Source organism: Luteimonas sp. 9C (assembly GCF_902506295.1).
In the GTDB taxonomy this organism is placed as follows: domain Bacteria; phylum Pseudomonadota; class Gammaproteobacteria; order Xanthomonadales; family Xanthomonadaceae; genus Luteimonas.
Window position 1 is genome coordinate 274,326 of record NZ_LR733312.1, and the last position, 13,389, is coordinate 287,714.

Consider the following 13,389-nt stretch of genomic DNA (forward strand, 5'->3'; position numbering starts at 1 on the left):
TTTCAATTTCGATAGGGCTCATGTGGATGCGCTTGTAGAAAAAATTTTCTTTGCTCACAGGTCTAAAACATATGAGGCGCCATATGTCAGTGGATCGATTTGCGCGCGGCCTAGAAGTGCCCCATCCAGCCGCACGTCACTCTCGATATCCATCCACCGCGCGTCCAGCCGCAGCTTGCCGGGTCCCGCCTGGATGTCGACGCCGGCATGCAGCGCCAGGCCCCATGAATCGCCGAGGGCGAGCTTTGCGCCTGCGAGTGCGCCGCGGGTCTCTTCTTCGAAGAACATCGTGTAGTTGAGCCCCGCGCCGAGGAACGGTGCGACGCGCGCGTGGGGCGCGAAGTGGTATTGCAGGCTCAGGGTCGGCGGGAGGTGCTTGGTGCTGCCGATCCGGCCGAGGCCGACGATGTCAAGATCGTGGCGGAACGGGGTAGCCGCGAGCAGTTCGACGCCGATGCGGTCACGCACGAGATATTCGACCGCGATGGTTGGGCGGGTGCTGCTGCCGATCGACAGCGGCAGCGTGCCGCCGGCCAGGCTGCCGTTGTTGGACTTCGGATCCACGCGATGCGCGCCGAGCGCAACGGTCCAGTCGCCGGCCGACTGGGCAGCGGCAGGCAAGGCGGTCGCCAAGCAGGCGAGGGCGATCAGGGCGAGGGGCAGCGTGCGCATCGGGCGTGTCCGGTCGTTGTGGGGTGCCGGCAGTCTTCCGGCCGCCCGCTGCGAACGCCTTGATTGGAATCATTGCGCACGCCGCGCGGGGCCGGCACGGGGCCCGGGATCAGCGCGGCTGGTAGACTGTGCAGCGGTTGTCCGGGCTGGCGCCCACGCGCCGCGCGGCCACGTCTTTCCCACTTTTTGCCGCGTGCGCGCGGCCGCAGGAGTCCGGATTCATGGCGATCAAGGTTGGCATCAACGGTTTCGGCCGCATCGGCCGCAACGTGCTGCGTTCGGCAGTGGAGAACTTCGACGGCGACATCGAGATCGTCGCGATCAACGACCTGCTGGAGCCGGACTACCTGGCCTACATGCTGTCCTACGACTCGGTGCACGGCCGCTTCAAGGGCACGGTGTCGGTCGAGGGCAACACGCTGACCGTCAACGGCAAGCAGATCCGCCTGACCCAGGAACGCGACCCGGCCAACTTGAAGTGGGACGAGGTGGGCGCCGACGTCGTCATCGAGTCGACCGGCCTGTTCCTGACCAAGGACACCGCGCAGAAGCACATCGATGCGGGCGCGAAGAAGGTGATCCTGTCGGCGCCGTCGAAGGACGACACGCCGATGTTCGTCTACGGCGTCAACGACAAGAGCTACAAGGGCGAGGCGATCATCTCCAATGCCTCGTGCACCACCAACTGCCTGGCGCCGATCGCCAAGGTCATGCACGACAAGTGGGGTATCAAGCGCGGCCTGATGACCACCGTGCATGCGGCCACCGCGACGCAGAAGACCGTCGACGGCCCGAGCAACAAGGACTGGCGCGGCGGCCGCGGCATCCTCGAGAACATCATTCCGTCGAGCACCGGCGCGGCCAAGGCCGTCGGCGTGGTGATTCCGGAGCTCAACAAGAAGCTGACCGGCATGAGCTTCCGCGTGCCGACGTCCGACGTGTCGGTGGTCGATCTGGTGGTCGAACTCGACAAGCCGGCCAGCTACGACGAAATCTGCGCCGAAATGAAGGCGCAGAGCGAAGGCGCGCTGAAGGGCATTCTCGGCTACACCGAAGACAAGGTGGTCGCCACGGACTTCCGCGGCGAGACCTGCACTTCGGTGTTCGATGCCGAGGCCGGCATCGCGCTGGACCCGACCTTCGTCAAGCTGGTCAGCTGGTACGACAACGAGTGGGGCTACTCCAACAAGTGCCTGGAGATGGTCCGCGTGGTCGCGGCGAAGTAAGCGCGCAGTCCCGCGCCGCGATACCCGAAGCCCCGCACCCGCGGGGCTTCTTGTTTTCGGAGCGGCCCCGCGTAATGTGACCGGGCGCGCCGTCCGGCGCGGCGGGGGTGCCATGGAAGAACTCGTCGTATTGATCGGGCTTGCGCTGCTGTCGGTGCCCGTCCTGCTGGTCGTGGGCCTGATCATGCTGTTCGGCCTGCGGCGGCGCGTCGCCGATCTCGAAGACGTCAGCGAACGGCTGCGCGCGGAGATCGCCGCCCGGGCGATGCCCGCAGCATCGGCGCCGTCCGCCTTCCGTGCGACGCCTGCCGCCGCGTCCGCATCCGTCTCACCGACATCGCCGGTCCAGCCGCCTGCGCCGGACCACGTGCGGCCAGCATCGCCTGCACCCGTGGCTGCACCGCCGCCCCTGCCGCCCGCGCTGCCACGTGCGCAGTGGCGCGATGCGGATCCGGTGCGTCCCGCGCCGTCGGCGTCCGCCCACCGCCCGCCGGAAGCGCCGACAGGCCCGGGCGTGGTCGAACGTGGCCTGCGTCTGGTGCGGCAGTGGTTCACCTCCGGCAACGTGCCGGTGAAGATCGGCATGCTGGTGCTGTTCGCAGGCGTCGCCGCGCTGCTCAAATACGCCAGCGACCAGGGCCTGCTGCAGGTGCCGGTGTCGATACGCCTGGCCGCGGTTTCGGCGGCGGCGGTCGCCGGCTTGGTCTTCGGCTGGCTGCGACGGGACAGCCATCGCACCTTCGCGCTCAGCCTGCAGGGCGGCATGATCGGCATCCTGCTGCTGGTGGTGTTCGCGGCGTCGAAGCTGTTCGGGCTGGTCGAGCCGGGATTCGCGTTCGCCGCCAGTGTGCTGCTGGTGTTCGGCGCCGGTGCGCTGGCGGTGCTGCAGGGCGCGATGGCGCTGGCGGTGTTCGCCGTGCTGGCCGGATTCCTCGCGCCGATCTGGCTCTCGACCGGCAGCGGCAACCATGTCGCGCTGTTCGGTTATTACGCGGTGCTCAACACCGCGATCGTGGCGATCGCTTGGTTCCGCGCCTGGCGCCTGCTCAATCTGCTGGGCTTCGTCTTCACTTTCGGTATCGGCACGCTGTGGGGCGTGCTGGATTACCAGGCGGCCGATTACCGCTCGGCGCAGGCGTTCCTGGCGCTGTTCTTCGCGATCTATCTGGCGGTGCCGTTGCTGCATGCGCGGCGCCGGCCGATGGGGCGGCGCGATCTGATCGACGGCTGCCTGGTGTTCGGCACGCCGCTGATCGCGTTTTCGCTGCAGGCGGGTCTGATGCGCGACGACACGACCACGCTGGCACTCTGCGCGCTCGGACTGGCGGCGGTGTATGCCGGACTGTCGTGGTGGCTGCGTCGCGGTGGCCGCTTCGAGGTGCTGCAGCAGGGGTACGCATTGCTGGCCGCGGGCTTCGCGACGCTGGCCGTACCCCTGGCGCTGTCGGCGCAGGCCACTGCGAGTGTCTTCGCGCTCGAAGGTGCGGCGCTGGTCTGGCTGGGCCTGCGTCAGCAGCGGCGTCTGCCGCGCTGGTCGGGCATCGCGCTGCAGGGCGCGGCGGTGGTGGCCTACGTGTTCGCGGCCGGCAACACGACCGTCAGTGATACGCCGTTCGCGCATGGCCTGTTCGTCGGCGCGATGCTGTTCGTGGTCGCCGGGCTCGCGATCGCGTGGGCCTATGCCCGGGCAGGTGCGACCCTCCCGGCGCGACTGGCCTACCTGTGGGCGATGCTCTGGTGGCTGGCGGCTTGGACGTTCGAACTGCAGCGCGTGCTGCCGGCACGGGACTTCCCCGATGCACTTCTGGTGCTCGCGGCGGTGACCGGGTGGCTGGCCGCCGAGCGCAGCCGGCGCGTCTTCGATCCGCTGCTGGCCGGCACCGCCTGCCTTGCCCTTGCGGCGGCGCTGCCGCTGGCGTACCTCCAGGCCGTCGCGCATCAGCAGCCCTTCGCCGGCAACGGCCTCTGGGCGTGGCTCGTCTTCGCCGCACTCGGCGTACGCAGCCTGCTGTGCCTGCGCGTCGGCGAGGGCGGATTCGCCCGCGCTGCGCAGTTCGTCTGGTGGCTGCTGTGGCCGTTCGCGGTGTCGCTGCTGCTGGTACAGCTCTCCGAACGGATGGACGGCGGCGATGGCTGGTCGCTGGTCGCCGCCGTGACGCCCTGGCTGGCGATCACCTCGGTGGCCTTGCTGCGCTGGTCGTGGCTCACGCATCCGCTGGGGGCGACCTTCGACCCGATGCGCGCGGCATTCCGCACCGTGTGTTGCGCGCTGCTGGCCCTCTGGTGGCTGCTGGCGCTCGGTAGCGCAGGCAATGCCGCGCCGCTGCCGTGGATCGCGCTGATCAATCCGCTCGATCTCGCACAGGTCGCGGTGCTGTTGCTGATCGCGCGCTGGCTCTGGCGCGGCGATTCGCCGTTTGATGGGCGCGCCCGCGTGCCGATGCTGTCGGCCGGTGCGTTCCTGCTGGTCACCGTGATCACGCTGCGCGGCGCCCATCACTGGGGCGGCGTGCCGTGGAGCAGCGCACTCGTGGGCAGCAGCCTCGCGCAGACCAGCCTGACCGTCGTCTGGAGCGTGCTGGGCGTGCTGGGCTGGGTCATCGGCTCGCGCCGCGGCCAACGCATGCTGTGGCTGGCGGGCGCGGCGCTGATGGCGATCGTGCTGGCCAAGCTGGTGCTGGTCGACCGCAGCCATCTCGGCAATCTGTGGGGCATCGGCTCGTTCATCGCCTACGGCCTGCTGTGCACGGTCGTCGGCTTCTTCGCGCCGGCGCCGCCGCGCGCGCCCGCATCCGAAACCGCACAGGAGGCGATCGTATGAGTCGAGTCCCGAACCGCATGGCCGTGCTCGCTTTGGGGCTGCTCAGCAGTGCGACGCTCGCGGCCACCAGTGACGACGCCTTCGTCGCGCAATGGCCGCTGGCCTTGCCGTCGAGCGATGCCGGCGCCTACCAGGTCGAACTCGATGACGCGGTCTACGCCACCACGGTGTCGCCGGTGCTGCGCGATCTGGTGGTGGTCAACCGCGACGGCCGACAGGTGCCGGCGCTGCTGCAGTCGGCGCCCGCGCCTGCGGCCCTGCCCACGACGCAGGCACTGGCCTGGTTTCCGCTGCCGGCGTCGGCCGCGCGCGCAGGCAGCGATATCGCCGCGATCAGCGAAGTCGATCCCGACGGCCGCCTGCGACGCATCCAGTGGCAGTCCGCGCCGGGCGATGCGCCGCCGGCCGCGCTGCTGGTGGACGCCGGCGCCCTCGAGGTGCCGCTGCAGGCACTGGTGCTCGACTGGGGCGTTGCCGACGTCGCGTTCGAACGCGCCATGCAGGTCGAAGGCTCGGAGGATCTGCGCGCCTGGCAGCCGCTGCCCGCGGGCGGACGCCTGCTCGACCTGCGTCGTGGCGAGGCGCGTCTGGTCGAGCGGCGCATCGTGTTCGACGGCCCCGTGCGCACCCGGTATCTGCGGCTCACGCCCGGTGCCGGCGCCGGCACGATGCCGGCGATCGTCTCGATCACGGGCGAGTCGCCCGCGTTCGCCGAAGCGCCTGCATTGCAGTGGCGTGCGCTCGAACCGTCGGTCCCCGCCGATGCGGAAGGGGGCTTCGTGTTCCGGCTGGATGCGCGCCTGCCGGTGACCCACGTCGACCTCGGTCTGGATGGCAATGCGACCGCGCGCTGGACGCTGTCGGTGCGCGAGACCGACGATGCGCCATGGCGCACGGTCGCCAGTGACTGGCTCGTGTACCGGGTCGGCGCGGATGCGGCATCCCGCACGCCACCGCGCGCGCTCGACACGACGCTGCGCGCGCGCCAGTGGCGGCTGCAGCCGGATGCGCCGTCTGCGGGCGCTGCGCCGGTGCTGCGGCTCGGCTACCGGCCCGAACGTCTGGTGTTCGTCGCGGAAGGCGCGGCGCCGTTTTCGCTGCGGGCGGGCAGTGGCCGCGCGGTGCGCGTCGATGCGGCGGTCGCGCCGCTGCTGGCGGATCTGCGCGCGCGCAACGGCGGACGCTGGCAGCCCGCGCTGGCGACGCTGGGCGCGCGCACCGAACTGGCCGGCGCTGTCGCGCTGGACGATACGCCGCCGCGCGACTGGGGGACGTGGTTGCTGTGGGGGGTGTTGCTGCTGGGCGTGGTGCTGGTGGGTGGTTTCGCACTGAGTTTGCTGCGGGCGCCGAAGCCACGTTGAGCTCCCGCAGAGCGGGTTTGCGTGGCTGCAGGTACACCGCAGACAATGGGCCGCTGACGCATCCGCGTTCTCCTTCCGAATACAGCGAGCCCGACGCCATGACCATCGTCCGCATGACCGATCTCTATCTTTCCGGTCAGCGCGTGCTGATCCGGCAGGGCGAGCCGGTCTGAGCGGACTGCCTTCCGGCAGTCCGCGCGGCGAGCGCCCGGCCATGGATGGGCGGGCAGGTGTCCGCGATTGCAGCCGTGTCACGCCATGGAAGGCATGGCGCACATCATTCCGATCATTCAAGAGACTCCAGAGCCCATGACCATCGTCCGCATGACCGACCTCGACCTTTCCGGCAAGCGCGTGCTGATCCGGCAGGATCTCAACGTCCCCGTCGACGGCGGCACGGTCACCTCCGACCAGCGCATCACCGCGTCGCTGCCGACGCTGCGCTACGCGTTGGAGAAGGGCGCGGCGGTCATGGTGACGTCGCATCTGGGCCGTCCGAAGGAAGGCAGCTGGAGCGAGGCCGACTCGCTGGCGCCGGTGGCCGCGCGTCTGTCGGAGCTGCTCGGCATCGAGGTGCCGCTGGTGCGCGACTGGGTCGACGGTGTCGAGGTCGCACCGGGCCAGCTGGTACTGCTCGAGAACTGCCGCATGAATGTCGGCGAGAAGGATGACGACGAGGCGCTGGCGAAGAAATACGCAGCCCTGTGCGACGTGTTCGTCATGGATGCCTTCGGCACCGCGCACCGCGCGCAGGCGTCGACGCATGGCGTGATCCGCTTCGCCAACATCGCCGCCGGTGGTCCGTTGCTGATGGCCGAGCTCGACGCACTGGCCAAGGCGCTCGACGCGCCGGCGCGTCCGCTGCTGGCGATCGTTGCCGGCAGCAAGGTCTCGACCAAGCTCGAACTGCTGTCGTCGCTGGTCGGCAAGGTCGACCAGCTGATCGTCGGCGGCGGCATCGCCAACACCTTCATCGCCGCGCTGGGCCACGGCGTCGGCAAGTCGCTGGTCGAGAGCGACCTGCTCGACACCGCGAAGCAGATCATGGCCGACGCGAAGGCGCGCGGCGCCGACATTCCGGTGCCCACCGACGTCGTCGTTGCGCCCGCGTTCTCGGCCGATGCGCCGGCGACGGTCAAGGCGGTGGACGCCGTGGGCGCCGACGACATGATCCTCGACATCGGCCCGGACACCGCCAAGCGCTACGCCGCGATGATCGCCGAGGCCGGCACCGTGGTCTGGAACGGCCCGGTGGGCGTATTCGAGTTCGATGCGTTCGGCAAGGGCACCGAGACCATGGCGCGCGCGATCGCCGCCTCGAAGGCGTTCTCGATCGCCGGTGGCGGTGACACGCTGGCAGCGGTCGACAAGTACGGCATCGCCGACGACGTGTCCTACATCTCCACCGGCGGCGGCGCGTTCCTCGAATTCCTCGAAGGCAAGACGCTGCCGGCGGTCGCAGCGCTCGACGCCCGCGGGGCGTGACCCGGGCGCTGTTCTTCGATCTCGACGGCACGCTGATCGATTCGGAGCCGGGCATCCTCGGCGGGATCGCATACACGCTCGAGGTGCTGGGGCACCCGCCGCTGTCGCGCGAGGCGCTGCTGCCGTGGATCGGCCCGCCGTTGCGCGACAGCTACGAGGCGCTGTTCGACGGCGATCGTGCCCGCGCCGAGCAGGCGGTCGCGCTGTACCGCGAACGCTACGATGCAGGTGGCTGGCGCGCGCATTCGGTGTATGCCGGCATCCCAGAGATGATCACCACCCTGCAGGCGGCCGGTTACCGGATGGCCGTGGTCACCTCGAAGAACGCGGGTTTCGCGCGGCGCATCGTCGACGCGCTGCCGTTCGGCGCTGTCTTCGAAACCGTCGTCGGCGCCAGCGAGGACAACGCGCGCCGCTACAAGCGCGAACTGATCGCCGAGGCGCTGTCGCGGTTGGCGCTGACCGCAGCCGACGCGACGATGATCGGCGACCGGCGCTACGACATGGAAGGCGCCGTGCAGCACGGCATGCGCGGCATCGGGGTGCAATGGGGCTTCGGAGATGCCGCCGAGCTGCAGACCGCCGGCGCGCAGCATGTGGTCGCTTCGCCTGCAGCGCTGGTGGCCGCACTGCTCTGAGCGCATACGGCAGGCGTCAAGTGTCGCTGCGGGTTGCACGTGGCACTACACGCGCAGCGAACCGGGCCGGCCTGCAGTGCGGTCCACGCCGGCTGCGGATTTCGCAGTAAGCTTCGGAGGCGGCGTGCCGTCACGAAGGCGCCGTCTCCTGATTGCCGTGCGACGTGCGGCCGACCACCGGTGGATACCATTCGCCCCATGATCAAGACCGACCTGCCTTCCGTTCCGGCGCACCGTCGCCGCACCCGCATTCTCGCCACGCTGGGCCCCGCGACCGACGCGCCCGGCGTCCTCGATGCGCTCATCGCTGCCGGCGTCAACGCGGTCCGGCTGAACTTCTCGCACGGCGATCCGTCCTCGCAGCAGGTCCGCGCCGAAGCCGTGCGCGCGGCGGCCGATCGCGCCGGCGTCGAGATCGGCATCCTGGCCGACCTGCCGGGCCCGAAGATCCGCATCGAGAAATTCGCTGACGGCAAGGTGCAGTTGCGCGCCGGCGCGCGCTTCGATCTGGTGGCCGATCCCGCGGCGCCTCCGGGCACCGTCGACGAAGTCGGCGTCAGCTATCTCGGCCTGCCGGGCGACGTGGAAGCCGGCGACGTGCTGCTGCTCGACGACGGCCTGATGCAGCTGCAGGTCACCGCCGTCGAAGGCGCACGCATCGTCACCACGGTGCTCAACGACGGTGTGCTGTCGAACCGCAAGGGGCTCAACAAGCAGGGCGGCGGCCTGTCGCTGGGCGCGCTGACCGATCACGACCGTGAGCTGATCAAGGTCGCTGCGGACATCGGCGTCGACTTCATCGCGGTGTCGTTCTGCCGCAACGCCGCCGACATGGAAGAGGCGCGCTCGATCGCCCGCTCGCACGGCAGCGACGCCGCACTGGTGTCGAAGATCGAGCGTACCGAGGCGATCGACAACCTCAGCGAGATCATCGACGCCAGCGACGTGGTGATGGTGGCGCGCGGCGACTTGGGCGTGGAGATCGGCGATGCCGAGCTGCCCGGCCTGCAGAAGAAGATCATCCGCGAGTCGCTGGCCCGCAACAAGGTGGTCATCACCGCGACGCAGATGCTGCAGTCGATGGTGGAAAGCCCGATGCCGACGCGCGCCGAAGTGCTGGACGTGGCCAATTCGGTCATCGACGGCACCGATGCGGTGATGCTGTCGGCCGAAACCGCCGCGGGCGCCTATCCGGTGCGCGCGGTGGAAGCGATGGCGCGCATCTGCGTCGGCGCCGAACGCCAGTTCGCGCACGACACCGATTTCGAGAAGGCGCAGCGCAACCTCGAGCGCGCCGACCATGCGATCGCGATGGCGGCCATGTTCCTGTCCGAACACGTCGGCGTCGGCGCGATCGTCGCGATGACCGAATCGGGCGGCACCGCGCGCTACCTGTCCCGGTTCCGCGGCGGCGCGTCGATCTATGCGTTCGCGCGTCACGACGGTGCGCGCCGGCGCATGTCGCTGATGCGCGACGTGTTCCCGTTCAACTACGACAGCCGCGGCCAGACCCCGCGCGAGGCCGCGCGCGGCAGCGTGCGGCTGCTGGTCGAGGCGGGGCTGCTTGGTCCTGGCCAGCGCGTCGTGTTCACCAGCGGCGAGCACATGGAAACCCATGGCGCCACCAACACGCTGCGCCTGCTGCAGGTCGGCGCCGACGGTCGCGCCGAGGGGCTGGGCGAGCTGTAACGCCCGGTCCGCGTGTTCCGGAGGCCCGGCCGATGCGCCGGGCTATAATCGCGGCCCTTTCCCGTCGCGATCCCGGAACCCGTCATGAGCATCGAACAGCTTGCCGAAACCGCCCAGGCCATGGTGGCGAAGGGCAAGGGCATCATCGCGATCGACGAGTCGACGGGCACGATCGGCAAGCGCTTCGAACAGGTCGGCATTCCGAACAACGAAGAGAACCGCCGCGCCTATCGCGAGCTGCTGCTGACCACGCCGAAGCTGTCGGAGCACATCAGCGGCGCGATCCTGTTCGACGAGACCCTGCGCCAGTCGACCAAGGCCGGTGTGCCGTTCGCGAAGTACCTGACGCAGCAGGGCATCATCCCGGGCATCAAGGTCGACAAGGGCACGCACGCGCTGGCGGGCTTCCCCGGCGAACTGGTGACCGAAGGCCTCGACGGCCTGCGTTCGCGGCTCGAGGAGTACTACAAGCTCGGCGCGCGCTTCGCCAAGTGGCGGGCGGTGATCACGATCGGCGAAGACATGCCGTCGGGTACCTGCATCGACGTCAACGCCCACGCGCTCGCGCGTTACGCCGCGTTGTGCCAGGAGCAGGGTCTGGTGCCGATGGTCGAGCCGGAGGTGCTGCTCGACGGCGATCACGACATCCAGACTGCGTACGAAGTCACCGAAGTGGTGCTGCGCGGGCTGTTCGACGCGCTCTACAGCCAGAACGTCATGCTCGAGGGCACGATCCTCAAGGCCTCGATGGTGCTGCCGGGCAAAGACTGCGACGAAGAGGCGGATGTCGAGGAAGTCGCCGAAGCGACGCTGATGTGCCTCAAGTCGTCGGTACCGGCGATCCTGCCGGGCATCGTGTTCCTGTCGGGCGGCCAGTCGGACGAACTCGCGACCGCGCATCTCGATGCGATGAACCGTCTCGGCCCGAATCCGTGGCCGCTGTCGTTCTCCTACGGCCGCGCGATGCAGCAGGCCGCGCTGAAGCTGTGGTCGCAGGACCTCACCGGCAATGTGCGCAAGGCGCAGGACACCGTCTACGCACGCGCCCGCGACAATGGTCTGGCCGCGCAAGGCAAGTTCAACGGCTGATCGCGACACCCGACCGTCTCTGCAAGCGCCGGCCTCGTGCCGGCGTTTTCATGTGCGGCGCTCAATCCGCGAGTGCGGCCTCGTAACGCGTCAGCATCGCAGCGTCGTGGCAACAGAACAGCACCGTTGTCGGCAATGCGCCGGTCCACGCGCGCACGGTGTCGACCGAGATCGACACCGCTTGATCGATCGGATAGCCGTAGACGCCGCAGCTGATCGCCGGGAATGCGACTCGTGCGAGCCCGTGCTCGGCGGCGAGCGCGAGGCTGTCGCGATAGCAGGCCGCGAGCGCTTCGGCTTCGCCCGCATGGCCGCCGCGCCAGACCGGTCCGACGGTGTGGATCACCGAGTGCGCCGGCAATGCGAAGCCAGGCGTGATCCGCGCGTCGCCGGTCGGGCAGCGCACGCCTGGACGTACCTCGGGCAATGCGCGGCACGCCTGCAGCAGGGCAGGACCGGCGGCGCGATGGATCGCACCATCGACCCCGCCGCCACCGAGCAGGGTTTCATTCGCGGCATTGACGATCGCGTCGGCTTCGACGCGGGTGATGTCGGCCTGGCGGGCTTCGAGAATCGGCATGCGAGCAGGCTCGGCGCCGCGGCGTGGAGGCCGGGTGAGTCCTTCGCGCGCAGGCGGCGATTAGGCTGGCCCGGCATTTCCGAGCGTCGAGGTCACCGATGAGCGTCGTTTCCCGATCCACACGGCTGCATGTACCGCTCGCGGTCCACGACGCGCTGCGACGCGGCAGCGCCATCGAGGCGATCAAGCATCTGCGCGATGCCAATCCCGGACTGAAGCTCGCGGATGCACGCGATGCGGTCCAGCGACTGGCGGAGAATCCGTCCGGCGCACTGGACGCCGATGATCCGTTCCGGCCTGCGGGCGGCGGCGCGCCGCAAGCGAGCGGCACGCTGCCGAGCGAGGTGGCCGCGAAGCTCGCGACCGGCAACACCGTCGACGCCGCGAAACGGCTGCGTGACGTCAAACCGGGATTCAGCGAAGAAGCGGCGCGCGACGCGATCGCGAAACACGGCTCGCCGCTGATGCGCGAGGCACGTCAGGAGACCGTCGTGCGCGGTGACAGCGGCGAGTTCGGCTGGCTGGGCTGGGTGCTCGCGCTGGTCGTCGTCGGTGGCGGACTGGCGATCTGGCTGGGTTGAGCACCCGGCCCGCCCCCACCGGCACCCTGTAAGAGCACGCGCGCGCGCCATGGGCTTGACCGACAGTCGCCATCGCGCGCGAGCGCGTCCACACGAGATCCGTGTGGGAACTCAGCCGGTCACGGCAGACCGGCCAGCCATTCGTCGTCGGAGCCTTCATTGATGTCGGCGAACAGGGGCGTGGAGAAGTAACGCTCGCCGGTATCGGGCAGCATCGTCAGGATCACCGCCCCGTCGGCAGCGGTCTTCGCGACCTCGAGCGCGGCGGCGAGCGTGCCGCCTGCCGAGATGCCGACGAAGATGCCTTCTTCGGCGGCGAGTCGACGCGCGGTGTCGATCGAGTCGGCATCGTCGATCGACAGCACCCGGTGCGCGACATCGCGATTGAGCACGCCCGGCACGAAGTCGGGCGTCCAACCCTGCACCTTGTGCGGCGCCCATTCCTTGCCCTGCAACAGCGCGGCACCCGCCGGTTCGCAGGTCACGATCTCCACCTCGGGCCGCGCGACCCGCAATACCTCGCCCACGCCAGTGAGCGTGCCGCCCGTGCCCCAGCCGGTGACGAAGTGGTCGAGCCGGCGCCCGGCGAAATCACGCAGGATCTCGGCGGCCGTGGTCTGCCGGTGATAGGCGGGATTAGCGGGATTCTCGAACTGGCTGGCCCAGAACCAGCCGTGCTGTTCGGCCAGTTCCTTTGCCCGACGCACCATGCCGCTGCCGCGCTCGGCAGCGGGGGTCAGGATCACCTTGGCGCCGTAGGCGCGCATCAGCTTGCGGCGTTCGATCGAGAAGGTCTCGACCATCGTGGCGACGAATTTGTAGCCGCGCGCGGCGCAGACCATCGCCAGCGCCACGCCGGTGTTGCCCGAGGTCGCTTCGACCACGGTGTCGCCGGGCTTGAGCAGGCCGCGCCGTTCGGCGTCGAGGATGATCGCCAGCGCGAGGCGGTCCTTGACCGAGCCGCCCGGATTGAACGATTCGACCTTGACGTAGAGTGCGACGTTGGGCGGCGCAAGCCGGTGCAGGCGCACGACGGGCGTGTGGCCGATGGTGTCGAGAATGCTGTCGTACAGGGCCATGGGGGAACCCTTGCGAAGGCGCGGAGCGCGGGACTCCACAGTGGGCCAAAACGCATGAGGGTGCCAGCGGTTGACACGATCCGCGCGCGAATACGACCCACTGATGGCATGGGTCGGCGTCACGGGTCAGCGGGTACTATCGGGCGGTTTTTCAGCCCCCTTTCCCCA

11 protein-coding genes are annotated in these 13,389 nt (G+C 69.4%); 8 read left to right on the plus strand and 3 right to left on the minus strand.

The genetic code is table 11. The features are described 5' to 3' along the window. Positions 1–54: 54 nt before the first annotated feature. Positions 55–672 (minus strand): OmpW family outer membrane protein, encoded by a 618-nt coding sequence (locus CURTO8I2_RS01220; protein WP_159677986.1) that lies wholly within the window; start codon positions 670–672, stop codon positions 55–57. Positions 673–893: 221 nt separating this feature from the next. Between CURTO8I2_RS01220 and gap the strand changes: the two genes are divergently transcribed. The 7 genes from gap (at position 894) to CURTO8I2_RS01255 (ending at position 10,981) form a co-directional block, all read left to right on the plus strand. Beyond that, positions 894–1,898: a type I glyceraldehyde-3-phosphate dehydrogenase gene (gap, locus tag CURTO8I2_RS01225; protein ID WP_159677988.1), complete on the plus strand. Its 1,005-nt coding sequence runs from the start codon at positions 894–896 to the stop codon at positions 1,896–1,898. Between the two features lie 112 nt (positions 1,899–2,010). Then, positions 2,011–4,719, plus strand: a complete 2,709-nt coding sequence (locus CURTO8I2_RS01230) for a DUF2339 domain-containing protein (protein WP_159677990.1) — start codon at positions 2,011–2,013, stop codon at positions 4,717–4,719. After that, positions 4,716–6,080, plus strand: coding sequence for a DUF3999 family protein (locus tag CURTO8I2_RS01235; protein ID WP_159677992.1), 1,365 nt, complete (start codon positions 4,716–4,718; stop codon positions 6,078–6,080). Before CURTO8I2_RS01230 ends, CURTO8I2_RS01235 begins: the two co-directional genes overlap by 4 nt. 309 nt (positions 6,081–6,389) lie before the next feature. Continuing rightward, positions 6,390–7,565 (plus strand): phosphoglycerate kinase, encoded by a 1,176-nt coding sequence (locus CURTO8I2_RS01240; RefSeq protein ID WP_159677994.1) that lies wholly within the window; start codon positions 6,390–6,392, stop codon positions 7,563–7,565. Continuing rightward, positions 7,562–8,203 (plus strand): HAD hydrolase-like protein, encoded by a 642-nt coding sequence (locus CURTO8I2_RS01245; protein WP_159677995.1) that lies wholly within the window; start codon positions 7,562–7,564, stop codon positions 8,201–8,203. The genes CURTO8I2_RS01240 and CURTO8I2_RS01245 overlap by 4 nt, the downstream gene beginning before the upstream one ends. Positions 8,204–8,401: 198 nt before the next feature. Continuing rightward, on the plus strand, positions 8,402–9,892 hold the full coding sequence (pyk, locus tag CURTO8I2_RS01250; RefSeq protein ID WP_159677997.1) for a pyruvate kinase: 1,491 nt from the start codon (positions 8,402–8,404) through the stop codon (positions 9,890–9,892). Positions 9,893–9,976: 84 nt separating this feature from the next. Continuing rightward, entirely contained in the window at positions 9,977–10,981 is a 1,005-nt protein-coding gene (locus CURTO8I2_RS01255; RefSeq protein ID WP_159677999.1) for a class I fructose-bisphosphate aldolase, read from the plus strand. Between the two features lie 61 nt (positions 10,982–11,042). On the opposite strand, the gene CURTO8I2_RS01260 is transcribed toward CURTO8I2_RS01255, so the two are convergent. Continuing rightward, positions 11,043–11,561: an O-acetyl-ADP-ribose deacetylase gene (locus tag CURTO8I2_RS01260; protein WP_159678001.1), complete on the minus strand. Its 519-nt coding sequence runs from the start codon at positions 11,559–11,561 to the stop codon at positions 11,043–11,045. Between the two features lie 98 nt (positions 11,562–11,659). Between CURTO8I2_RS01260 and CURTO8I2_RS01265 the strand changes: the two genes are divergently transcribed. Further along, complete coding sequence (locus CURTO8I2_RS01265; protein WP_159678003.1) at positions 11,660–12,142, plus strand: hypothetical protein; 483 nt, start codon at positions 11,660–11,662, stop codon at positions 12,140–12,142. A gap of 119 nt (positions 12,143–12,261) precedes the next feature. On the opposite strand, the gene cysK is transcribed toward CURTO8I2_RS01265, so the two are convergent. Further along, complete coding sequence (cysK, locus tag CURTO8I2_RS01270; RefSeq protein WP_159678005.1) at positions 12,262–13,221, minus strand: cysteine synthase A; 960 nt, start codon at positions 13,219–13,221, stop codon at positions 12,262–12,264. Positions 13,222–13,389: the final 168 nt, after the last annotated feature.